The following is a 22,501-nucleotide window of genomic DNA, read 5'->3' as shown; positions in this document are numbered from 1 at the left end:
CGAGCATCCGGGCCCTTCGCGTCCCATAGGGTTCGGCCATGCAGAGTTGGTTGGTGGCGCACTGGGTCGAGATCGCGGGGGTCGTCACCGGGGCGGCATGCGTGATCCTGGCGGCGCGGCGGAGCATGTGGACGTACCCGATCGGGATCGCGAACACCGCGCTCTACCTGGTCGTCTTCGCCGAAAGCGCGCTCTACGCCGACGCGGCGCTGCAGATCATGTTCATGGTGCTCTCGGTGACCGGTTGGGTCGACTGGTCGCTGGCCCGGCGACGGGAGTCGGAGGCGCACCTGCGCCGTGACGAGGCGTTCGTCGGGGTCGCCTCGGCCCGGACGTTGCTGCTCCTGGCGCTCGGGTTCGTGGTGGCGCTGGCGGCGATCGCGTACGTCCTGTTCGCCTTCACCGACTCCACGACCGAGCTCCCCGACGCCACTGTGACCGCTGGCAGCGTGATCGCGCAGATCATGCTCAACCGGCGCTGGTGGCAGTGCTGGCTGGTCTGGCTGGCGGTCGATGTCGTCTCCGTCGGTCTGTACGCCTACAAGGGGCTGTGGCCGACGGCCGTGCTCTATCTCGGCTTCTGTGTGATCGTCCTCGTTGCGCTGCGGGACTGGCGCCGGGTCCTGGTCTCCCCGCGCGAACCGGAGGTCGCGGGTGTCTGAGACCTACCGGCACGGCCTGGTGCTCGGGAAGTTCTACCCGTTCCACGCCGGCCACCAGGCGCTCATCCGCGCGGCGCTGCGGGCCTGCGACCGGGTCACCGTCGAGCTCCTCGGCTCGCAGGTGGAGACCATTCCGCTCGAGGTGCGCGCGGAGTGGCTGCGCGAGGAACACCCGACCGCCCACGTGGTCGCCGCGATGGACGAGGCCCGGGTCGACTTCGACGACCCGGCTGCCTGGGACGAGCACATGGTCGTCATCTCCGAACTGCTCCCGGGCCCGGTCGACGCGGTCTTCTCCTCGGACGCCTACGGCGAAGAGCTCGCCCGACGGCTGGACGCGACCTGGGTCCAGGTCGATCCCGGCCGGGTGTTCAACGAGATCTCCGGCACCGCGATCCGCCTCGACCCGACCACCCACTGGGCCGAGCTGCCCGCCCCGGTCCGCGCCTGGCTCACCGAGCGGGTCGTGGTGCTCGGCGCGGAGTCGACCGGGACCACGACGCTGGCCGAGAAACTGGCCACTGACCTGGGCACTCACTGCGTCCCGGAGTACGGCCGACTCTGGTCGGAGATCCGCCCCGGCGGGCTCTTCGCCCCGTGGCGCAGCGATGAGTTCGACCTCATCGTGGACCGGCAGATCGTCTGGGAGGACGCCGCCCGGCGGCGGGTTCCGAGGCCGGTCCTGGTCTGTGACACCGACGTGCTGGCGACGACGCTGTGGCACGAGCGCTACGTCGGCCCGACCCCGGACCACCTGCTCGCGCGCGCCGCCGCGCACCAGCCGGTCGCATACGTCCTGACCGGGGACGAGATCCCGTTCGTGCAGGATGGGATGCGCGACGGCGAGCACGTCCGGCACGGGATGCAGGAGCGGTTCCGCGAGGTGCTGGCCGAGCAGCCGGTGCCGTGGATCGAGGTCCGCGGCAGCGTGCAGGAGCGGCTCGCCGCCACCTTGGAGTTCCTCGAGCCGCTGCTCGGGCGAAGCAACCGGATCGGCCCGTCATTGGAGGAATTGGGTAGATGAGTGATCGCTGGCAGAAGACGTCGGCGTCGCCGACCGTGCCGCACGTCCAGCACGGCGGGCCGCGCGACGGGCTCACCGCCGCCGACCTCTTCAGGTCCCCGGACGAGACCGTCGAGCTGGACGAGAAGCTGCGGCGTACGTATTTCTGGCTGGTCAACAAGGCGGTGATCTCGCCGTTCTACGACGTCGAGTTCGACGCTGCGAAGGCCAACCGGTTCCCGCTGGGCGACGCCGGCGCGGAGATCACGCTGCCGACCCAGCCGGCCTACTCCTCCAACGTGCTGCTGCCGCTGCTCACCTTCGCGGTCGGCGGGAAGTGCCTGATGATCGGCGGGCCGGGCCGCGGCAAGACGACGCTCGCGGTGCTGATGGGGGTGCTGTCCGGGGCGACCCCGGAGGACGTACGCCGCCACCTCCAGCAGGGGCAGCCGCAGCTGACCGTGTCTGATCTGGTCGGGCTGCCGCTGCCGCGAGACCTCGTCGCCGCGGGGTCGCTGGCGGAGATCACGATCGCCTGGAAGTCGTGGCTGACCGAGAAGGTCAAGATCGTCGACGAGTACAACCGCATCCCCACCAAGACCCAGTCGGCGCTGCTCACCATGGTCGCCGAGGGCTACGTGGAGAGCCACGACCAGCTGCGCCGGACGGCCCCGGACGCGGGTGTCGAGAGCTGGTTCTTCACCGCCAACGACGACTCCGGCGGCGGGACCTTCCAGGTCATCCAGGCCCTCAAGGACCGGCTCGACGTCACCGTGCAGGCGTTCGGCTTCAACGGCCGCTTCTTCGACGAGCTGGTCACCCGGGTCGAGGCCGGTGAGCGGCCGGAGGAGCACGTGCCGTCCTCGCTGGTCTTCTCTCCCGACGAGCAGTCGACGATGCTGGCCGCCATCCGGGCGGTGCCGCTGCCCGCGGACGTACGCCGGAAGCTGGAGTACTTCACCGGGCAGTTCGAGTTCGTGCAGCACGGCGGGCGGCGGTTCGAGTACCGCACCAAGGACGTCGTCGCGACCGCCGGCGGGGACGTGAGCGCGGTCATCGACGCCAACTCCGGCGCCGACCTGGTCGTCGACCTCGGCGCGCAGACTCTGAACGGCCTCTCGGTTAGGGCGCTGCAGACCCTGATCCTGTACGCCAAGGCGTCGGCGTGGTTCCGCGGCGCCTCGTCCGTCGCACTCGACGACGTGCGCGCCATGGTGCCGTTCGTGCTCCGCGGCAAGCTGCTGCCCAACCCGCAGCACCCGCGCTTCGAGGCCGGCGACAAGGAGCTCGCCCACGACCCGGCGTCCTGGCTCGTCGACCTCTTCGACACCGCGATGAAGCAGTTCGTCGCCCTCGGCCTCGAAGCCTCCGACCCGGTCGGCGACCTGCTCGCAGAGCTCGGGGGCGGGCTGGACGGGCTCGACCGGCTGACCGTCTCGCAGCGGCTGACCCGAATCGAGTCGGAGGTCGGGCGGATCTCGAAGGTCGGCAAGATCTACGGCCGCGACTACGACGACCTGGTCGCGCTGAAGTATCTCCACCAGCGCTACTCCAACTACCTCCACTGGCTGGAGGGCGCGTGATCCGGCGTCCTGGGCACTCCGTGAACGCCTCGGTGGCTCGCGAGCCGGTCGCGCTGCCTGCCGTCCTCGGGCTGGACCTGGATCTGGCCGTCGCCAACGTCGCCCGCTGGGGCGGGGACACCGGGCTCTTCGGTACGTCCCTGGGGGCCGGCCTGGCGGCCGCGCCGAACGCGACCGAGACCGCGGCGGTCCAGGATCTTGCCGCCGTCGCCGCCTGGCGCGCCGGGGTCATCGGGCTGCGCACTGACGCCCTCCGAGCGGCCTCGTCCTGTCTCGACGCCGGGCTGGCGGACGCGGTCGGCGCGACGCTCGGGATGCCGGGCCCCGACGTGGCCGGATTCGTCGAGGGGCAGCGTACGGACCGGTTCTTCTGGCCCGCCTGGCAACACCTCGGCCGCGCCTATCTGCTCGCCCGGATCGGCGGTTTCGCCGGGCTCGGCGGGCCTTGGCTGGCGCATCCGGGTGACGTCATCGCGGCAGGTGATGGACGGTGGCTGGTGGAGGTCGGCGAGGAGCTGTGGGAGGTCGACGCCGACCTGTTCGGCCACTCGGTCTCGCTGGCCGCCGACGATCCGGCAGGCACCGGCGACCCTGTCGGCACCCCCGGCGTCCGGGTGGTCAGCGTGCCCACGTCCTACCTGCTCGAGGTCGTGCGGGAGGCCGCGTGAGGGCGCCGACCGCGGCCGAGCGCGAGGCCTGGGAGGCGGCCCTCGACCTGTGGGGCGTGGACCTCCACGACCCGGTCGTGCACACCCGTTCCGACGAGAAGAGCTTCGCCTGGTTCGGGTTTCCACCGGAGGTCAACGTCGACCCCGGCGAGCTCGCCCGCCACGGCGGAGAAGGGCACCTGACCAGCGTCTTCGCTCACGAGATCGGCCACCACGTGCTCTCCCCGAGCACCCGTGTCGACTCGCTGAAGATCCGTCAGCAGATGGCGCGGGTGATCGATCTCTACGACCGGCAGCACCGCCTCGACCTGGTCGCCGCGAGCGGGTTCTGCGCCAACCTGTGGTCCGACATGCTGATCAACGACCGGGTGATGCAGCTGCAGCGCGCCCGGCTCGCCCCGGACGAGACCCCCGACATGGTGCAGCTCACCCGCGCCCTCGCCGCACCCACGCTGGCCAAGGGCCTGCGCGGCGCCGAGGACAACGAGCTGTGGTGGGTGGTCCAGCGGGCGTACGAGCTCCTCTGGCGCCTCCCCGAGGGCGACCTCGCCTGGCCCGAGCCGCCGACCCGGTGGAAGACGGACTACGAGCAACAGCTCAGCAATGCCCGGCGCCGCGTGCGCAGCTCGAAGTCGAAGCAGCGCAACGAGACCTACCAGCTCAAGCGGGAGGTCGCCGAGCTCGAGTACGACCCGCGAGCAGGCCTCGACCCGGCTCATGACGCGACGACGGTGGCCGACGTGGTGCGTACGCTCGCCGCCGACCCGGTCAGCGGGGCGGTGCCGTGGGCGATGGTGATGGCGCCCTACCTGCTGCTGGGCTTCAGGAGCAGCGGGTGCCACGAGGACTCACCGGGCGCACCGAGCGCGGCCGAGCTCGCCGGAGCGATCGGCGACCCACGCCTGCAGACGCCGTTGGTGCACCCCGACGACGCCGAGGTAGTCCTCGCGGACGGCGACGTCGCAGCCGCCGCCGACGCCAGCGGGCAGGCGCTCGGGCTGGCCCGGACGCTGGAGCTGATGGCCGGCGCCGACCCCAACGCGGTGATGGCGGCCTGGTACGAGGCCGAGGCCCGCCCACACGTCGCACCCCTCGTGCAGCGCGGGCTCACTCCTGCCGGGCCCGCAATCCCCGGTCCGCTGGAGGAGTGGGAGCTCGGCGACGACCTCTCCGACCTGGACTGGCCGGCGACGCTGACCACGGGCGCGGTCTTCGTGCCGGGGGTGACCACGCGGCGGCGTACGTTCATCGCGGACGAGCCCGAGCCGGCGTACGAACCGGTCCTGCTCGACCTCTACCTCGACTCCTCCGGGTCGATGACCAACCCGCAGCGAGGCTCGGCCGCGATCGTCGCCGGGACGATCCTGTCGCTCTCGGTGCTGCGCGGCGGCGGGCGGGTGCGGGTCACCTCGTGGAGCTCGGCCGGCCAGGTCGCCGGCGACAGCGCCTACACGCGCGACCGGGTCGAGATCATGCGCCAGCTGACCACCTACTTCGGCGGCGGCACGACCTTCCCCTTGGACCTCTTGCGTGCCCGCTATTGCGAGAACCAGCGGCCGGCCGAGGGCCAGCGCCACCTCGTGGTTCTCTCCGACGCCGGGCTGGACACGTTCCTGGGCCGCGGCCAGGAGGAGTACGCCGATGTCGCCCCCGCCGTGCGGCGCGTGATCGACACCGGGTCACTGATGATCATCGGACACTGGCGCGGGCAGGCGCGTGAGCAGGCCGAGCGGCTCGGCTACGACGTCGCCGAGATCCCGGACGTGGCACAGGCGCCCGCGGCCTGCGCGGCACTCGCCGCGAGGATCGCCGTCTACACCCCAGAAGGAGCAACCCGTGGCTGACGAGGAGCTGTTCGAGGCCTGGCTCGACGAGGAGCTCGAGCTCGACGCCGCCTGGAACGGGCTGGCGCCGGGACCGTCGGTCGACGAGGTGATGGCCCGGATCTCGACCACGCCGTCGTGGTTCCTCGACGACGCCGTCGACATCGTCGCGCTGGCCGGAGATGTCCTCGACACCTCCGACGGGCGGTTCATCGCGGCCGCGCGAAGGGTGGCCGCGACCGGGAAGACGGTCGCGCGCCAGGGAGCCGGGGTCGTCCTGTGGCTGGTCGCCTCGCAGGAACTGGCCGGGCCGTTCTCGGCCACGCTGCGCGAGGACCGGTTCGACCGGGCGCTGGTGACGCTGTCGCTGCGCCTGGCCGCGGTCGTCGAACCGTCGCGATGGGTCGAGGAGGCCGAGCGCCGCGAGGAGGCGGCGCGGACCTTCCTGCTGTGGAACGGGCAGCTGCCCGCGCGCGAGGACGAGCGCAACGCCCGGGCGCTGTTGTCGCGCATCGACTCCGCCGCCCGCGCCGAAGCGCTCGAACGGGCACGGCGCGACCGTGAGCACCGCTCGGAGATCCGGCGGCGCCTGGAGGACGCGCGAGCGCGCGAGGCCGCCAGCCGCTACAGCCCGGAGTGACCGTGAGCGAGACACAGGACCCGCTTGACCTGGCCGAATACACTCCGATGGCATCGGCCGCCCTCACCGACGCCGAACGCTGGCCGGGTCTCTCGGCCGCCGGATCCGCCCGGCTGGTTGCCGCGGACGGTCATCCCGCCGCGCCGGTCTGGCGGCACCGAGTCGGCCACCGGCTCACTCCGGCCGAGCAGGAGGCGGCCCGGTCACAGCTTCCGCGCACGGGCTGGCTCGAGCAGCACCTGGCGGTGGCGCGGTCCCTGCCTGCGTACCGTCGGCATCGCGGGCCGCTCGACACCCTCGCCGAGTTTCCGCTGATCAGCCGGCAGAACCTGGTCGACGACATCGGCGGGTTCGTGCCGCTGGATGCCGACTACGGGCGGATGCTGCACGGCACCTCCTCGGGGAGCACCGGGGCGGCGCTGGTGATGCCGGACGATCCTGACGAGCTGGCCCGCGGGTTCCACTGGCTCCGCGACCTGATCGCCGGGCTGACCGGCGGCTGGGCACCGGATCCGGCTCGCTTCGGCGTGGTGCAGGTCGTGTGGCAGCGCCAGGCATTCACGTACGTCTCGGTCGCTCCCGGCTTCGGCGAGAGCCTCGTCGCACGTGTGAACCTGCACCCGGGCGAGTGGCCTCTCGAGAGCCAACGGACGTTCCTGCGCGACGCCGACCCGCAGGTGATCTCCGGCCATCCCACGTCCCTGGAGCACCTCCTCGACCTCCGCGACGTCGTACGCCCGATCGCGATCATCTCCTCCGCGATGGCGTTGAGCGCGACCCTGCGCGCCGATCTGGAGCGGACCTTCGAGTGCCCGGTGATCGACGTCTACGGCCTGCACGAGACCCGGCCGGTGGCGGTCAGCACCGACGGCGGCCCGTTCGTCGTCGCCGACCGCCGGGTGCACGTCGAGATCCTCGGTCCCTACGGCTCCGCGCTCCCCGAGGGCGAGATCGGCGAGATCGTCGTCACCGCTGGCGAGAACGCCTTTCTTCCCCTGGTCCGCTACCGCACAGGAGACACCGGCCGGCTGGTACGCGTCGACGGCAGGCTCGCGATCGATGCCCTCGAAGGGCGCGAGGCCACCGTCTTCACCACCCCGGCCGGCACCCTGGTCCCCTGCGTCGACCTCACCCAGCACCTCCAGGACGCCGGCGCCCGCGGCTGGTCCGTCGAGCAGGCCGCCGATGGCACGGTCGTCGCGACCATCGCCGGCGGCGACGCCGACGCGGTCGCCGCCCGTCTCGGCACCATGCTCGCCCGCGACATCACCGTCCACCGCGTCCACACCCTCGCCGACCTGGGCGAGGGCAAACCCCGTCGCTACCGGTCCCTTCATCAAGGTATGTAGGGAAAGGGACACATCCCTAGCGGACCTCCACAGGGGATGTGTTCCTTCGTCTGCATACCTTGACGAAGGAACACCCTCACCCTTCGCGGATGACCGCGACCTGACCGGCGCGGACCAGGTGCGGGCCGCCCTCGTTGCCGGAGAGCAGGTCGGTGCCGCGGACGGGGACAATGACTGCCTCGTGGGTGTGGTTGATGACGAAGACGTACGTCCCCTGCTCACCCACCCGCCGGATCGCCTCGACGCCTTCGGGAAGGCCCCCGACGACCGGCTTGGTGGTGGTGAAGATCTGGGTGGCCAGGGTGTCGAGGGAATCGGCGGTGAGCTCGGTGCCGACGTACCAGGCCGTGCCCTTGCCGACGCGGCGACGCGTGACGGCCGGGTCGCCGGCGCAGTCGCCGGTGGCGTACGCAGCCAGGACATCGGCCCCGACCGCGCGGCCGCGCTCGCTCCAGATCGTGCCGGAGCCGTAGGCGGTCAGCGGGATCTCGTCGCCCTCGGGAAGCGGACAGAACTCCTCGATCCGCACGCCGAGAAGATCGGACAGCGCGCCCGGATAGCCGCCGAGCCGGATGTGGTCGTGCTCGTCGACGATCCCACTGAAGTAGGTGGCGATCAGGGTGCCGCCGGCCTCGACGAAGTCGGTGAGGCGGTCGACGGTCTCGTCGGAGAGCAGGTACTGCACGGGCAGCACCACCACGTCGTAGCCGTCGAGCGGATCGATGACCCCGATGATGTCGACGCCGAGGTTGCGGGCCCAGCAAGCCCTGTGCCAGGCCCGGGCGGTCGCCATCGGGTCGACGTCGACCGACGGGTGCGAGTCGAAGGTCGCCGCCCACCACGAGTCCCAGTCGAAGACGATCGCGACGCTGGCCTGCTCCACCCGGGTGCCCGCGACCTCCGCGATCGCGGAGAGATCCGCCCCGAGGCGTACGACATCTCGCCACAGCCGGCTCTCGGTGCCGGCGTGCGGGACCATCGCGGAGTGGAACTTCTCCGCGCCACCGCGCGAGGCACGCCACTGGAAGAACAGGGCGCCGTCCGCACCGCGCGCGACGTGCTGGAAGGAGTTGCGGCGCATCTCGCCGGCGGCCTTGGCGATGTTGCGCGGCTGCCAGTTGACCGCGGAGGTGGAGTGCTCCATCAGCAGCCACGGTTCTCCGTGGGCCAGCGAGCGGGTGAGGTCGGCGGTCATCGCGAGCTGCGGGGTGCGGTCCTCGTCGGCGGCGATGAGGTAGTGGTCGTTGGAGACCAGGTCCTCGACGTCGACCCAGCTCCGGTAGTCGAGCGACTTGCGGAACCCCATGAAGTTGGTGGTCAGGGGCTTGTCGGAGTGCGCCCGCACCGCCGCCGCCTCGACCCGGAAGATGTCGCGGATCTCGTCGGAGCAGAACCGCCACCAGTCCAGCTGCTGGCCGGGGTTGGCGAAGTTGCCGTAGGAGACCTGTCGCGGCGGCCCGATCTGCTCCCAGCTGGTGTAGCGCTGGCTCCAGAAGGCCGTCGCCCATGCGTCGTTGAGCTTCTCGACCGAGCCATGGCGATCCTGAAGCCAGCGCCGGAAGGCCACCGCGCTGGCGTCGCAGAAGCAGTGGTCGTTGTGGCAGCCGTACTCGTTGTTGACGTGCCACATCACCACCGCCGGGTGGTCGTCGTACCGCTTGACCAGCTCGGTGATGAGGGTCGTGGCGGCGTCGCGGTAGGCGACCGACGAGGGACAGTACGCCTGGCGCGCACCGAACGCGCGCGGAGTGCCGATCTGGTCGACGAGGGTCGCCTCAGGGTGGCGCTCGAGGAACCACGGCGGCGGGCTCGCGGTCGCCGTTGCCAGGTCCACCGCGATCCCGCCCTCGTGGAGCTTGTCGAGCACCCGGTCGAGCCAGCCGAAGTCGTACGTCCCCGGCTCAGGCTCGAGCAGGGCCCAGGAGAAGATCCCCACGCTGACCAGGTTGACCCCGGCCTCCCGCATGAGGCGTACGTCCTCGTCCCAGACCTCCTCCGGCCACTGCTCCGGGTTGTAGTCGGCGCCGTAGGCGATCCGCCCGCCGAGCGCCTGGGTGACCCGCTCCATCCCGGTCGGACCCGTCACGGGGCCAGCCGCTCGGTGCGCCACTTGTCGCCCTCGCGGAGGTAGACGAGCCGGTCGTGCATCCGCCCCGGCCGGCCCTGCCAGAACTCCACCCGCTCCGGCTCGACCCGGTAGCCGCCCCACTCCTCGGGCACCGGGACCGGCTGGCCTTCGAACTGCGCCTCGATCCGTTCGTAGGCCTCCTCCAGCTCCTCGCGCCCGGAGACGACCCGGCTCTGGTGGGAGGCGTGCGCACCCAACTGGGAGCCGCGCGGGCGCTGGGAGAAGTAGGCCTCGACGGCTTCGTGCGAGACCTCGTGGGCGCGCCCGTCGATGCGTACCTGCCTCTCCAGCGGGTGCCATGGGAAGAGCACCGCGCAGCGCGGGTTGTGCGCGAGGTCGGAGCCCTTGCGGGAGGCGGTGTTGGTGAAGAAGGTGAAGCCCTCGGTCGAGAAGCCCTTCAGCAGCACGGTCCGCGACGAGGGCGCGCCGTCCGGCGAGACGGTCGAGACCACCATCGCGTTGGGCTCGACGATGCCCGCGTCCCGAGCCTCGGCGTACCACCTCTCGAACATCAGGAACGGGTCGCTCGCGAGGTCGTCCTCGTGCAGCCCGCTGCGGGTGTAGTTCTCTCGTGCTGCCGCCAGCTCAGCCGCCAGATCCATGCCGTCGAGCCTATCTTCTGGGCGGGTGGGGCAGAATGCGGAGCGACACTAGGAGAATGGGAGACGGCAGTGAGCCAGGTACAGCACGGTCTCGAGGGCGTCGTGGCCTTCGAGACCCAGATCGCGGAGCCCGACAAAGAGGGTTCGGCCCTTCGCTACCGCGGGGTCGACATCGAGGACATCGTCGGCCGAGTGCCGTTCGAGAACGTCTGGGGCCTGCTGATCGACGGCTCATACGGCCCCGGCCTGCCGCCCGCAGAGGCCTACAACCTGCCGGTGCACACCGGTGACGTGCGCGTCGACGTCCAAGCCGCCATCCCCATGCTCGCGCCCGCCTTCGGGTTCGGGCAGACCTACGACATCTCCGACGAGCAGGCCCGCGAGGACCTCGCCCGCGTGGCCGTCATGGTCCTCTCGTACGCCGGCCAGTCGGCCCGCGACATCCACCTGCCGATCGTGCCGCAGCGCGAGGTCGACAAGGGCAAGACCCTCGCCGAGCGCTTCCTGATCCGCTGGCGCGGCGAGGCCGACCCGGCCCACGCCCACGCGATCGACGCGTACTGGTCCTCGGCCGCCGAGCACGGCATGAACGCCTCCACCTTCACCGCCCGGGTGATCACCTCCACCGGCGCCGACGTGGCCGCGGCCTTCTCCGGCGCGATCGGCGCGATGAGTGGCCCGCTGCACGGCGGCGCCCCCTCGCGCGTGCTCGGCATGATCGAGGACGTCGAGAAGACGGGCGACGCCTCCGCCTATGTGAAGGGGCTGCTCGACTCCGGCGAGCGACTGATGGGCTTCGGCCACCGCGTCTACCGCGCCGAGGACCCCCGTGCGCGCGTCCTGCGCCGCACCGCCCGCGAGCTCAACGCACCCCGCTTCGAGGTCGCCGAGGCCCTCGAGAAGGCCGCGCTCGAGGAGCTTCGCGCCCGCCGCCCCGACCGCGTCCTGGAGACCAACGTCGAGTTCTGGGCCGCCATCGTCCTCGACTTCGCTCAGATCCCGGCCAACATGTTCACCTCGATGTTCACCTGCGCCCGCACGGGTGGCTGGTCCGCCCACATCCTGGAGCAGAAGAAGACCGGGCGGTTGATCCGTCCGAGCGCCATCTACACCGGCCCCTCCCCCCGCCCCGCCGACGCGGTCGAGGGCTGGAACGCCGACTGGGCGAAGTAGACACCTGTCACTCAAGGAACCGACCGGCTTCAGCCGGTCGGTTCCTGCGTTATGAGGGTCGCTAGAGGGTCAGCCGTCGAGGCGCTTGGCCATGCAGACCACGAGGTCGTCGTCCTTGTAGAAGCCGAAGGGCTCGACGTCGACATAGCCGTTGGCGGCGTAGAGCCCGATGGCCTCGTGCTGGAGGCCGCCGGTGGTGAGGACCATGGCCTCGAAGCCGGCGCTGCGGGCCGAGGCCTCGACGTGGGCGAGCATCCGCTTGGCGAGGCCTTGGCCCTGGGCCTCGGGCACGACGTACATCCGCTTGATCTCGGCGGTCACCACGGTCCCGAGGGCGGGCTCGCCGGAGCGTCGCCAGGCGCCGGAAGCGACCGGGACGTCGTCGAGGTAGCCCAGGAAGTACGCGCCCGCGGGCGGCTCGAACATCTCCGGCAAGGTCGGGTCGTAGTCGGGTTCGCCGTAGCGTTCGACGTAGAACTCCTGGACCCGGTCGACCAGCTTCTGCGCATCAGGGTGGTCGTACGCGACCCGGCGAATCTCAACAGACACGTCGGTATTCTGGCCGATGCCCGCAACTTGCGAGAATGGGTTTATGACGCTGCAGATCCCCGCCGACCTCCTGCCCGCCGACGGACGTTTCGGGTCCGGGCCGTCCAAGGTGCCCACCGGCCGCCTGGAGGCGCTCGCCGCGACCGGGGTTTCGGTCATGGGGACCTCTCACCGGCAGCAGCCGGTGAAGGATCTCGTACGCCGCGTCCAGACCGGGCTGGCCGACCTGTTCTCGCTGCCGGAGGGCTACGAGGTCGTCATCGGCAACGGTGGCTCGGTGGCGTTCTTCGACCTGGTGACGTACGCCCTGGTGCGCGAGTGCAGCCAGCACGCCGTCTTCGGGGCGTTCGGCAGGAAGTTCCTCTCCGCAGCCAAGGCGGCGCCGTGGCTGGCCGACCCGTCGGTGATCTCGGCCGATCCGGGGTCCCTGGCCGCGCCGGCGTACGAGTACGACGTCGATGTCTACGCCTGGACACATAACGAGACCTCGACGGGTGTGATGGCTCCGGTCGTACGTCCCGCCGGAGCGGGCGCGGACCAGCTCACCGTCGTCGACGCGACCTCGGCCGCCGGTGGGCTGCCGCTCGACGTCACCCAGAGCGACGTCTACTACTTCGCGCCGCAGAAGTCGTTCGCCTCCGACGGCGGCCTGTGGCTGACCCTGCTTTCCCCCGCCGCGATCGCGCGCGCCGAGGAGATCGCGGCGAGCGGCCGGCACATCCCGTCGTTCTTCTCGCTGACCGAGGCGATCAAGCAGTCCCGCAGCGCGCAGACCGTCAACACCCCGGCCGTCGCGACGCTCTTCCTGATGGCCGAGCAGCTCGACTGGATGAACTCCTCCGGCGGGCTGGACGCGATGGTCGCCCGCACCACCGCCTCCTCGGATGCGCTCTACGCGTGGGCAGAGAAGGCGCCGTACGTCCGGCCGTTCGTCGAGGATCCCACCCACCGCTCCCTCGTCGTCGGCACCGTCGAGCTCGACACCGGCATCGACAAGGACGAGCTGCGCCGCGTGCTCGCCGAGAACGGCGTCGTCGACCTCGACGCCTACCGCGGGGTCGGCACCAACCAGCTCCGGATCGCGATGTACCCCTCCGTCGACGCCGCCGACATCGAGGCCCTCACCGCCTGCATCGACTGGGTCGTCGAGCGCCTCTGATCGCCGAGTCGGCTCGTCATGACGAGCCGAGTCGGCGTCAGTTGCGCTTGCGGAAGATGAAGTACGCAGCGACAGCGAGCGCCACCAGGGCGATCGGGCCGGCGGAACCGCCGTCGTCGCCACCCTTGTCCCCACCCTCGTCCTCAGTCGCCGGCTCGGCCTCATCCGGGGCCGGGTCGGCGGTCGGGGACGGCTCGTCGCCGAGCACCTCACCCACCAGCTCGGGGTCGGCCCGGATCACCTCGGCACGGATGCCCTCGCTGGTCACGACGACCTCACCCTTCGGCGTGACACCGATAGCCTCGCCCTGCTCTTGGTCCGGGGTCCGGAACGAGCCCACGCGGTCCATCGAGGGCCAGTCGTAGATCGTGGCGGAGTAGTAGCCGCGTACGACCAGGTGCTTGCCGTCGGGGAAGAAGGCGCCGTCGGTGGCCATCGGGATGACCGGGGCGACCTCCTTCAACCGGTTGGGTCCGTCGGGGTCGAGGCGCTTCGGTACGGCATAGAGCCGCCCGCCTCCCCAGTCCTTCGTGGCGACGAAGACGCGGCCGTCGGGGTGGGCCAGCAGGGACTCAGCGTTGTGCGGCCCGTCGGGATAGACGAGGTCGTACACGGTCGGCGAGACCGTGCGCTCGCCTCGACCGACGCGCACCTTCGCGATCCTTATCGAGTCCCAGACGCTGTTGTTGTCGCCGATGTCGCCGACCCAGACGTGGTTGCCGCCGGCGGGCGCGAGACCTTCGACGTCGACCGGGTCGGCAGCCCAGTGGGTCACCCCGACCGTGTCACCGCTCGAGTCGACGGTGAAGACGCGTCCGCTGTCCCCGGAGTCGTTGGTGGTGGCGTACAGACCCTTGCCGAGCGGCGTCAGCGCGCTGGCCTCGCTGATCGTCGGATCGGAGAAGGCGAAGAGCACGTCGTCGCCGGCGGCGCTCGCGGGCACGGACGTGATCAGCACCAGCCCGAGCGCGCCCGCGGCGACAACCGCCCTCATCGCTGGGAGAGCAGCTCGCCGAGCTTCGGACGTACGCCCCACTCGGCCACCAGCTCGTCGTACTCCTTCTTCACCGAGCCGCCCTTGACCGGCGAGCCGGTGCGGATCGCGCGGAGCATCGTGTTGCGCGGGGTGTGCTGGCTCTCCACGAACTGCACCACCTCGACGCGGTAGCCGGACAGGCGCAGCAGGCTCGCCCGCAGGGCGTCGGTCAGCGTGTCGGCGAAGCGCTCGCGGAGGATGCCGTGACGGGTGAGCATGGAGTAGGGCGCCGGGGTCGGGGCCTTGCGCAGCTGGGCGGCGATGTCGTGGTGGCAGCACGGCGCGGCCAGCACCAGCGGCGCCTCCCACTCGATCGCCCGGGCGAGGGCGTCGTCGGTGGCGGTGTCGCAGGCGTGCAGGGCGAGCACCACGTCGGGCTTCTCGTCGAGCTGTACGCCATCGATCGTCCCGGCCACGAACTCGGCGTGCACTCCCAGCTCATCAGCGATCTTCGAGTTGTGCTCCCGCGACTGCTCCTTGACGTCGACGCCGGTGACGACGACGGGCAGCTCGCGGACCTCGGTGAGATAGCGCTGGGCGGCGAAGGTGAGATAGCCGTTGCCGGCACCCAGGTCGATGATCCGAAGCGGCTCCTCGGCGGTCGGCTTGCGGACCTTGCCGGACTTCATCGCGTCGGTCAGAGCGGCGTCGAGCTGGCGCAGGAACTCCTCGACCTGGCGGTACTTCGCCTGTCGCGACGGCTTCAGCTTCCCGTCCTTGTCCGAGAGCCCGAGCACCCGGAAGACCGGGTCCGACTCCGGCAGCAGCCGCTCTTTCGCCTGGTCATGGCCGCGTTCGACCTCGACCGGCGCGGTCAGCTCGGTGGTCGACACCAGCGCCGTGGTCGGGGTCTTGGCCTGGATCTGGGTCTGCTCGGTCGCGGTCGTCACGACCCAGTTGGCGAACGGTACGTCGAGCAGGTCGTCGAGCGCCGTGGGGTCTCCGGCCGGGTGGTTCGCGGTGAACGCCTGGGTCGCGTCGTACGTCGTGATCTGCAGGTGTCGCCCGGCCTTCAGGTCGACGTAACGGATCTCGGCGCGACGCCACTTCGGTTCGCTGCCACGCTGCTTGCCCGACGCGACCGCCTTGACCAGCTGATCGGGATCGAGGATCACCGATCGCATCCGGTTCAGCGCCCGCAACAGCGGCTCGGATTCCCTGCTCAACTCAGCACCCCGGCAATGACGACCAGCAGCAAAAGGGCGACCAGCGCGCCGGGAATGATCATTCGGCGGTAACGCGGGTTCACCGCTTCAGTCTAGGCGCGGCCCGGGCGTCAACACCCATCGCCGCAGCCCTCTCGCGCGGCAAGCATCCTGATGACCCGGGCCTCCGCAGCAAAAATCTAGCAGCGCTAGACGAAAGCAGGTTCGTGATCTAGCATTGCTAGAAAATCTTGCATGGCTAATCAGAGGAGCAGAAAGTGCTGTACACCATCGGAATGGTCCTGATCTGGATCGTCGCCCTGGGGATCATCTACATCGGCGTGATGTACCTGCTGAGAAACGAGGCCAACGCAGCCGGCTTCGGCCTGCCGATCCTGCCCTCGCCCGAGGCCCGCGCCTGGTGGCAGCTCAAGGGCGTACGCGACATCGCCAGCGGCCTCGTCCTGATCCCGCTGATCTTCGTGGAACCCGACGCCGTGCCCTGGGTGGTCCTCGTCGAGGCCATGATCCCGATCGGCGACATGCTCGTCATTCTCGGCAACCGAGGGAGCAAGGCGCGCGCCTTCGGGGTCCACGGACTCACCGCGGCGATGATGCTCATCGCCGTGGCGCTGCTCTGGCTGGGTTGATCCAGGTCAGACGCGTGAGGCGAAGAGCTCGGCGAGGTGCATCGTGGGCACCGAGGCGAGGTCGTCGAGCTGGACCCGACACGACATCCCGTCAGCGAGGATGACGGCGTCGGGGTGGGACCGGACAGCCGGGAGCAGATGGGTCTCCGCGACCGCGACCGACACCTCGTAGTGCCCCTCCTCGACCCCGAAGTTGCCGGCCAGGCCACAGCAGCCGGAGACCCGGGTGACCTTCGCACCGGCCTGGGTCAGCAGCGCCTCGTCGTCGACCCAGCCCAGGACGGCGTGCTGATGGCAGTGCGGCTGGGCGACGACCTCGACACCGGTCAGATCGGGCAGCGTCGCCCGACCCTCGCCCACCAGCCGCTTCACCAGCTCGGCGAAGGTGAGCATCCCGTCACGTACGACCTCGGCCTCGGGCAGCGCCGAGAGCTCCACCGAGTCCGACCGCAGCGTCGCGGTGCACGACGGTTCCAGTCCGACGACGGGGACGCCGGAGGCGACATAGGGGGCGAGCGTACGCACGGTCTTCTCCATGATCTTCCGCGCGTCGTCGAGCTGGCCGGTGGTGATCCAGGTGAGCCCGCAGCAGGCCTTCTCGCCGATGACGCGGACGCTCAGGCCCTGCGACTCGAGCCAGGCGATCGCGCCGTGGCCGGACTGGGCGAAGAAGTGGTCGGTGAAGGAGTCGGCCCAGATCCACACGTCCGGGGTCTCGGGGAGCTTCGCGGTCGGCGCCGATCGCCTCAGCGTCTTCGGTGCGAACGCAGGGATCGAGCGCCGCTGGTCGATGCCGGCGGTCTTCTTGGCGATCTTGGCCAGCGGCGAGATCTTCAGCGACGCGTTGGCCATGCCGGTGAACGGCGCCGCGAGGCGCGCCCACTTCGGCAGCTGCCCGAGAAGAGCGTGCGAGCGCGGCCGGCGCTCCCCGAGGACATCGTGCTTCTGGTAGAGCGCCTCGGACTTGTACGTCGCCATGTCGATGCCCGTGGGGCAGTCGGACGCACACCCCTTGCAGGCCAGGCACAGGTCGAGCGCCTCGCTCACCGCCGGATCGCCGAGACCACCGACGAGCGACCCGTCGAGCGCCTCCTGCAGCACCCGCGCGCGTCCGCGAGTGGCGTCCTTCTCCTCGCGGGTCGCGAGGTAGGAGGGGCACATCACTCCGGCAGTCTTCGGGGCCACGCACTTGCCGACACCGGTGCAGCGGTGCACGGCAGCGCCGAGGTCACCGGAGTCGTGGATCAGCCGCAGGCCGGTCCGGGGAAGGGCTCGGGGCCGCACCGGACGGAGGTCGTCGGTGATCGACGCGGGCCGCACGATGTTGCCCGGGTTGAGCAGCTCCGAGGGGTCACAGATGCCCTTGACCTGCTCGAAGAGGTCGATGGAGGTCGAGTCGTACATGAGCGGAAGCAGCTCCGAGCGCACCCGCCCGTCGCCGTGCTCGCCCGACAGCGAGCCGCCGTAGGTCACCAGCTGCGTCGCGCACGCGGTCATGAACTCCCGGAACACCTGGGCCGACTCCGGCGCGTCCGGCGCGAACGGGAAGTCGATGCGGCAGTGGATGCAGCCGTCGCCGAAGTGGCCGTAGGGGTAGCCGTGCAGACCGAATGACTCCAGGATCCCCTCGAAGTCGCGCAGCCAGGCACCGAGGTGCTCCGGCGGGACCGCGGCGTCCTCCCAGCCGGAGTGGGCCGGCGTGGGCAGCGAGACCCCGGCGAGCCCGGCACCGTCCTCGCGGATCCGCCACAGCGCGGCCGCTTCGAGGGGATCGATGACCACCCGTGACTCGAGCGCGCCCGACTCGGCGGCGATACGTTTCACCAGGTCAGGAGCGTCCTGTCCGGCAACCTCGACCATCAGCCAGCCGGCTCCCTTGGGGAGCTCCGGGACCGCGCGGCCCTTGGCGCGGACCAGGTCGGCGATCCGGGCGTCCATCCCCTCACACGCGATCAGCCGCCCCGGCGCCACCTGCAGGAGCGCAGGCACCGCGTCGGCAGCATCAGCCATCGTCGGGTAGCCGAGCACCAGCAGCAGCCGCCCGGGCGAGTCCTCGACGAGCCGCACGGTCGTCTCCAGGATGGTCGCCAGGGTGCCCTCGGTGCCGGCCAGGAACCGGTCGACCCGACCGCCCTTCTCGGGCAGCAGGTGCTCGAGCGAGTAGCCCGAGACCTGGCGCCCGAACCGGCCGAACTCAGTCCGTACGTGCCCGAGATTGGCGCCGACGAGCGCCTGCAGCCGCTCCGCCGTCTCCCCGGTGGAGACGCCATCCGCATAGGCCACCTGCTCGCCGTTGCCGAAGAGCACGGTCAGCGCCTCGATGTTGTCGACGGTGCGGCCGTATCCGAGCGCACGGTTGCCGCAGGCGTTGTTGCCGATCATGCCGCCGATGGTGCAGCGGGTGTGGGTCGACGGGTCGGGCCCGAAGCGCAACCCGTGCGGTGCCGCCGCCCGCTGCAGGTCGGCGTGCACGACACCCGGGTCGATCCGCGCGGTGCGCGCCTCCGGGTCGATCTCGTAGATGGTCCGCAGGTCCCGCGTGTCCACGACGATCCCGGACCCGACGGCGTTGCCGGCGATCGAGGTGCCCGCACCTCGCATCGTCACCGGCGCCCCGGTCGCACGGGACACCGCGTGCACCGCGAGCAGCTCGTCGCGGGACTGCGGCCGTACGACGACGGAGGGCACGACCCGATAGAGGCTCGCGTCGCTGGAGTAGAGCGCCCGGGCCAGCGGCGAGTCGTCGACCCTGCTGATCCCCTGGTTGCGCAGCTCATTCGCCAGATCCGAGGCAGTCGCATTCACCCGCTCATTGTCACAGACCTCGGCGCGGTCAGCGGTCAGCGCCCACCGTCGACGACCACAACGCGAACCCGTCTCAGTGAGCGATATTAGACTCTCATATAATGGGACGTCCCGCGAGAGCGCGGGCACTTCCAGACCTCGGAGAGAGACCATGTCCGCCACCCCCGCACCGGCCAACCCGCGCTCGCGCGTGCTCGTCGCCAGTCTCATCGGGACGACGATCGAGTTCTACGACTTCTACGCGTACGCGACCGCAGCCGTCCTCGTCTTCCCCGCCCTCTTCTTCCCGGCCGGCGACCCGACCACCGCGCTCCTGGCGAGCTTCGCGGTCTTCGGCGCCGCGATGGTCGCCCGCCCGGTCGGCGCGATCTTCTTCGGCCACCTCGGCGACCGACTCGGCCGCAAGACGACCCTGGTCATCTCGCTGCTCACCATGGGCATCGCGACCTTCCTGATCGGTGCGCTCCCGACGTACGAGACCGTCGGCTGGGTCGCCACCGCGCTGCTCGTGCTGATGCGCCTGGCCCAGGGCTTCGCGCTCGGCGGCGAGTGGAGCGGTGCCGCCCTGGTCGCGACCGAGAACGCCCCCGAGGGCAAGCGCGCGATCTTCGGTACGTTCCCGCAGCTCGGCGCACCGCTGGGCTTCATCCTCTCCAACGGCCTGTTCCTGGCCATCGCGGCGTTGCTCTCCGCCGAGGGCGCCGACCCGACCAAGCCCTCCGACGCCTTCCTGGCGTGGGGCTGGCGGGTTCCGTTCCTCTTCTCCGCGGTCATGGTCATCGTCGGTCTGTGGGTCCGGCTGCGCCTGGTCGAGAGCGACGTGTTCACCAAGAGCCAGGACGCCGGTCTGGTCCGCAAGGTCCCGCTGGCCTCGGTCGTGCGCAACCAGGGCAAGCAGCTCGTCCTCGGCACCTTCTTCATGCTGGCGACGTACGTCCTCTTCTACCTGATGACCGCGTTCTCGCTGTCGTTCGGCACCGCCGCCAAGGATCTCCCGGTGCCCGGCCTGGGCTACGGCTACACGACCTTCGTGCTGATGCTGATCTTCGGCGTGATCTTCTTCGGCATCTTCACCATGGTCTCCGGGCCACTGGCCGAGCGCTACGGCCGCCGCCGGCTGCTGATCGCGGTCACCCTCGGGATCATCGTCTTCGGCCTGGCCTGGGTGCCACTGGTCAACGCCGGCACCGTCGGCGTACTCCTCTGGCTCGTCCTCGGCTTCTCCCTGATGGGCCTCACCTTCGGCCCGATGGGCGCGCTGCTGCCGGAGCTGTTCCCGACCAGCGTCCGCTACACCGGCTCCGGCATCTCCTACAACGTCGCCTCGATCCTCGGCGCCGCGGTCGCACCCTTCATCGCGGTCGCGCTGTGGAAGCAGGCCGACGGCTCGCCGGTCCTGGTCGGCGTCTACCTCTCCGTGATGGCCGTGATCACTCTGATCTCGCTGGTGATCGGCAAGGAGACCAAGGACGTGGCGCTCGATGAGACCCCGGAGAAGACCTCCGTCTGACCGTCTACGGTGGCGGGGTGACCGTCAGGATCCTCTCCGCCACAGACGTACGCAGCATCTTCACGCCGCAGCTCGCGCTGGAGTCCCAGCGCGAGGCGTTCACCCGACTGGGAGCCGGGGAGGCCGTCCAGCCTCCCCGGCTGCTGGTTCCGGGACCGGATTCGTCGGTCTCGTTCTGCTACTCCTCCCGGATCGCTACTAACGCTCCCGCGGTGAGCAAGTTCGGCAGCGTCAACCCGGCCAACGCGACGCGCGGCCTCGGCGCCGTGCACTCGGTCATCACGGTGCTCGACGCCGAGACCGGCGCACCGCGCGCGATCATCAACGGCGACAGCGTCACCGGCCTGCGTACGTCGGCCGCGACCACTCTCGCGATGCAGCAGGTCGCCCCCGAGGCCCGGAGCGTGCTCGTCGTCGGCACCGGCGCCCAGGCCCGGGCCCATCTCGCGGCCTTCGCTGTGACCCACCCCGAAGCCGACCTCTGGGTCTTCGGCCGGAACCCCGCCGCCGCCACCGAGGTCGCCGCCGCACACGGCGCCACCGCGAAAGCCGACCTGGAACAGGCCGTACGCAGCGCCGACATCGTCGTCCTCTGCACCTCGTCACTCACTCCGGTGATCGACGACGCCTGGGTCACCGACGGCACCACCGTGGCCAGCGTCGGCTCCTTCGCTCCCGACCGCGTCGAACTACCACCGTCGCTGCTCGCGCGCTCCACGGTGGTGGTCGACTACCGCCCCTCGGCGCTGACCGACTCCGGCCCCGTCGTCGAGGCCGTCGCCTCCGGGTTGGTCGACCCGGACCGGATCACCGACCTCGGCGCCCTACTCACCGGCGCGTCCCGCCTGAACCGCGCCCAGACCGACATCGTCACCTACCTCACGGTGGGCGTAGGCGCCCAAGACGCAGCCGCCGCAGAGGTAATCCTGGCCACAGCCGAAGAGCAAGGCATAGGCACCCAGACCGCCCTGGACTAACCGTCGAGAAGTCGATTTATGCCGTCGATAAGTCGATTTTCGTACGCCACATCGGCGACAAAAACTGGCCCTTCACCGTCAGAAATCGACGCTTCGGCGTCAGATTTCGACTACTCGGCGCCAGATTTCGACGCTTCGGCGGCTAGGGCTGCCTGCACCACGTCCAGGAGGGGGAGGCTCGCCAACTCCTCACGGGACACCCAACGTACGTCGTCGGTGGTGCCGTTCTGCTCGACCACCGAGGGGCTGGCGCCGTCGGGGACGGTCGCGGCGAAGATCAGGTGGACGCCGTGGAACTCCTCGTGACGACCGCTGGGAGCCGTGCCGGTGATGTTCACGTCGTGCACGTCGAGCAGAGCACCGACCTCGCAGGTCAGGCCACACTCCTCGACCACCTCGCGCATCAGCGCCTCGCGCGGCTGCTCGCCGAAGTCGACCCCGCCACCGGGCAGCGTCCATGTGCCCGAGTGGTAGCCGAGCGGCGAGATCCGGGTGAGCAGGATCGCGTCGTCGGAGGGGCGGGTGATGAAGGCGTACGCGGCCAACCGCTGCATCCGCGATGGCTTGTGCACCTCGAGGGCATCGGTGACCAGCGGAGACGTCGGGATCTCGCCGCTCGTCACAGCGGCGAGGGGCAGCCAGGCCGCCTCCGCGGTGGACCCGTCGACCTCCATGGTCTGCGGCTCCGGGGCGTCGTGGGGCACCCAACCGTCATAGACGATCCGGATCGCGTGGGAGTTGACCCGCCGACCCAGCCGCCAGGCCTTGGCCTGATGGACGGAGTAGACCCGCGCCTCGATGCCGACCTCGACCGGCACCCCGGCCTCCTCGTAGACCTCGCGCACGACCGCGTCGCGCGGATCCTCGCCGTGGTCGATCCCGCCACCGGGCAGCGTCCAGCGCTCCTCCGGCGTGACCTTCTCCGAGAGCCGGCTGAGCAGGATCTCCGGCTCGGCGGCCGCGCCGGCCCGGATGATGACGGCGTACGCCCCCACCCGCTGCACCTTCGGAAGCTTGCGACGCCGCCCACTGCGGCCCC

Annotated in this window: 19 protein-coding genes; 12 read left to right on the top strand and 7 right to left on the bottom strand. The window is 70.5% G+C overall.

Going from position 1 to position 22,501, the window contains the following annotated elements; all coding sequences use genetic code 11:
- Positions 1 to 38 precede the first annotated feature (38 nt).
- From pnuC to ABTW65_RS20355, 7 genes are read left to right on the top strand one after another with little or no spacing between them, the layout of a single operon-like run.
- Positions 39 to 662: a nicotinamide riboside transporter PnuC gene (gene pnuC, locus ABTW65_RS20385; protein WP_350663418.1), complete on the top strand. Its 624-nt coding sequence runs from the start codon at positions 39 to 41 to the stop codon at positions 660 to 662.
- Complete coding sequence (locus ABTW65_RS20380) at positions 655 to 1,686, top strand: AAA family ATPase (RefSeq protein WP_350663417.1); 1,032 nt, start codon at positions 655 to 657, stop codon at positions 1,684 to 1,686. The genes pnuC and ABTW65_RS20380 overlap by 8 nt, the downstream gene beginning before the upstream one ends.
- Entirely contained in the window at positions 1,683 to 3,248 is a 1,566-nt protein-coding gene (locus ABTW65_RS20375; protein ID WP_350663415.1) for a MoxR family ATPase, read from the top strand. The genes ABTW65_RS20380 and ABTW65_RS20375 overlap by 4 nt, the downstream gene beginning before the upstream one ends.
- A complete protein-coding gene (locus tag ABTW65_RS20370; RefSeq protein ID WP_350663413.1) occupies positions 3,245 to 3,916 on the top strand; it encodes a hypothetical protein in 672 nt (223 codons plus the stop codon). Before ABTW65_RS20375 ends, ABTW65_RS20370 begins: the two co-directional genes overlap by 4 nt.
- The gene (locus ABTW65_RS20365) at positions 3,913 to 5,760 is read left to right on the top strand and encodes a vWA domain-containing protein (protein WP_350663411.1); all 1,848 of its coding nucleotides are present in this window, start codon (positions 3,913 to 3,915) and stop codon (positions 5,758 to 5,760) included. Before ABTW65_RS20370 ends, ABTW65_RS20365 begins: the two co-directional genes overlap by 4 nt.
- On the top strand, positions 5,753 to 6,379 hold the full coding sequence (locus ABTW65_RS20360) for a hypothetical protein (RefSeq protein ID WP_350663409.1): 627 nt from the start codon (positions 5,753 to 5,755) through the stop codon (positions 6,377 to 6,379). The genes ABTW65_RS20365 and ABTW65_RS20360 overlap by 8 nt, the downstream gene beginning before the upstream one ends.
- Before the next feature lie 2 nt (positions 6,380 to 6,381).
- Positions 6,382 to 7,728 carry a phenylacetate--CoA ligase family protein gene (locus ABTW65_RS20355; protein ID WP_350663407.1) on the top strand — a complete coding sequence of 449 codons (1,347 nt, stop codon included), beginning with the start codon at positions 6,382 to 6,384 and terminating at the stop codon, positions 7,726 to 7,728.
- 76 nt (positions 7,729 to 7,804) lie between these two features.
- Here ABTW65_RS20355 and ABTW65_RS20350 read toward each other — a convergent pair whose 3' ends face one another.
- The gene (locus tag ABTW65_RS20350; RefSeq protein WP_350663405.1) at positions 7,805 to 9,814 is read right to left on the bottom strand and encodes a beta-galactosidase; all 2,010 of its coding nucleotides are present in this window, start codon (positions 9,812 to 9,814) and stop codon (positions 7,805 to 7,807) included.
- Positions 9,811 to 10,458, bottom strand: coding sequence for a pyridoxamine 5'-phosphate oxidase (gene pdxH, locus ABTW65_RS20345; RefSeq protein ID WP_350663402.1), 648 nt, complete (start codon positions 10,456 to 10,458; stop codon positions 9,811 to 9,813). Before pdxH ends, ABTW65_RS20350 begins: the two co-directional genes overlap by 4 nt.
- 69 nt (positions 10,459 to 10,527) lie before the next feature.
- Between pdxH and ABTW65_RS20340 the strand changes: the two genes are divergently transcribed.
- A complete protein-coding gene (locus tag ABTW65_RS20340; RefSeq protein ID WP_350663400.1) occupies positions 10,528 to 11,631 on the top strand; it encodes a citrate synthase 2 in 1,104 nt (367 codons plus the stop codon).
- A gap of 69 nt (positions 11,632 to 11,700) precedes the next feature.
- Here ABTW65_RS20340 and ABTW65_RS20335 read toward each other — a convergent pair whose 3' ends face one another.
- Positions 11,701 to 12,180 (bottom strand): GNAT family N-acetyltransferase, encoded by a 480-nt coding sequence (locus ABTW65_RS20335; RefSeq protein ID WP_350663398.1) that lies wholly within the window; start codon positions 12,178 to 12,180, stop codon positions 11,701 to 11,703.
- A gap of 43 nt (positions 12,181 to 12,223) precedes the next feature.
- Here ABTW65_RS20335 and serC point away from each other — a divergent pair, with 43 nt between their 5' ends.
- Positions 12,224 to 13,339 (top strand): phosphoserine transaminase, encoded by a 1,116-nt coding sequence (gene serC, locus ABTW65_RS20330; protein ID WP_350663396.1) that lies wholly within the window; start codon positions 12,224 to 12,226, stop codon positions 13,337 to 13,339.
- A gap of 37 nt (positions 13,340 to 13,376) precedes the next feature.
- On the opposite strand, the gene ABTW65_RS20325 is transcribed toward serC, so the two are convergent.
- Both ABTW65_RS20325 and ABTW65_RS20320 read right to left on the bottom strand, forming a co-directional pair.
- Positions 13,377 to 14,333 carry a hypothetical protein gene (locus tag ABTW65_RS20325; RefSeq protein ID WP_350663394.1) on the bottom strand — a complete coding sequence of 319 codons (957 nt, stop codon included), beginning with the start codon at positions 14,331 to 14,333 and terminating at the stop codon, positions 13,377 to 13,379.
- Entirely contained in the window at positions 14,330 to 15,541 is a 1,212-nt protein-coding gene (locus ABTW65_RS20320) for a class I SAM-dependent methyltransferase (RefSeq protein WP_350663391.1), read from the bottom strand. Before ABTW65_RS20320 ends, ABTW65_RS20325 begins: the two co-directional genes overlap by 4 nt.
- 257 nt (positions 15,542 to 15,798) lie before the next feature.
- Here ABTW65_RS20320 and ABTW65_RS20315 point away from each other — a divergent pair, with 257 nt between their 5' ends.
- Positions 15,799 to 16,170 (top strand): DUF4267 domain-containing protein, encoded by a 372-nt coding sequence (locus ABTW65_RS20315; protein WP_350663389.1) that lies wholly within the window; start codon positions 15,799 to 15,801, stop codon positions 16,168 to 16,170.
- A gap of 6 nt (positions 16,171 to 16,176) precedes the next feature.
- Here the strand turns inward: ABTW65_RS20315 and ABTW65_RS20310 are convergent, their stop codons facing one another.
- Positions 16,177 to 18,975 carry an FAD-binding and (Fe-S)-binding domain-containing protein gene (locus ABTW65_RS20310; RefSeq protein ID WP_350663387.1) on the bottom strand — a complete coding sequence of 933 codons (2,799 nt, stop codon included), beginning with the start codon at positions 18,973 to 18,975 and terminating at the stop codon, positions 16,177 to 16,179.
- 151 nt (positions 18,976 to 19,126) lie between these two features.
- Here ABTW65_RS20310 and ABTW65_RS20305 point away from each other — a divergent pair, with 151 nt between their 5' ends.
- Entirely contained in the window at positions 19,127 to 20,485 is a 1,359-nt protein-coding gene (locus ABTW65_RS20305; protein ID WP_350663385.1) for an MFS transporter, read from the top strand.
- Between the two features lie 17 nt (positions 20,486 to 20,502).
- Positions 20,503 to 21,462, top strand: coding sequence for an ornithine cyclodeaminase family protein (locus ABTW65_RS20300; RefSeq protein ID WP_350663383.1), 960 nt, complete (start codon positions 20,503 to 20,505; stop codon positions 21,460 to 21,462).
- Between the two features lie 110 nt (positions 21,463 to 21,572).
- Here the strand turns inward: ABTW65_RS20300 and ABTW65_RS20295 are convergent, their stop codons facing one another.
- Positions 21,573 to 22,457, bottom strand: coding sequence for an NUDIX domain-containing protein (locus ABTW65_RS20295; RefSeq protein WP_350663381.1), 885 nt, complete (start codon positions 22,455 to 22,457; stop codon positions 21,573 to 21,575).
- Between the last annotated feature and the right edge of the window lie 44 nt (positions 22,458 to 22,501).

This window comes from Nocardioides sp. NPDC127503 (assembly GCF_040302165.1).
In the GTDB taxonomy this organism is placed as follows: domain Bacteria; phylum Actinomycetota; class Actinomycetes; order Propionibacteriales; family Nocardioidaceae; genus Nocardioides.
The sequence above is the reverse complement of the archived record's forward strand: the minus strand, read 5'-3'. Positions and strand labels throughout refer to the sequence as shown.

Excerpts from the sequence above, each read along its gene's own strand:
- ABTW65_RS20375 (WP_350663415.1), top strand. The coding sequence starts at position 1,683 with ATGAGTGATCGCTGGCAGAAGACGTCGGCGTCGCCGACCGTGCCGCAC.
- pnuC (WP_350663418.1), top strand. The coding sequence starts at position 39 with ATGCAGAGTTGGTTGGTGGCGCACTGGGTCGAGATCGCGGGGGTCGTC.
- ABTW65_RS20325 (WP_350663394.1), bottom strand. The coding sequence starts at position 14,333 with ATGAGGGCGGTTGTCGCCGCGGGCGCGCTCGGGCTGGTGCTGATCACG.
- ABTW65_RS20305 (WP_350663385.1), top strand. The coding sequence starts at position 19,127 with ATGTCCGCCACCCCCGCACCGGCCAACCCGCGCTCGCGCGTGCTCGTC.
- serC (WP_350663396.1), top strand. The coding sequence starts at position 12,224 with ATGACGCTGCAGATCCCCGCCGACCTCCTGCCCGCCGACGGACGTTTC.
- pdxH (WP_350663402.1), bottom strand. The coding sequence starts at position 10,458 with ATGGATCTGGCGGCTGAGCTGGCGGCAGCACGAGAGAACTACACCCGC.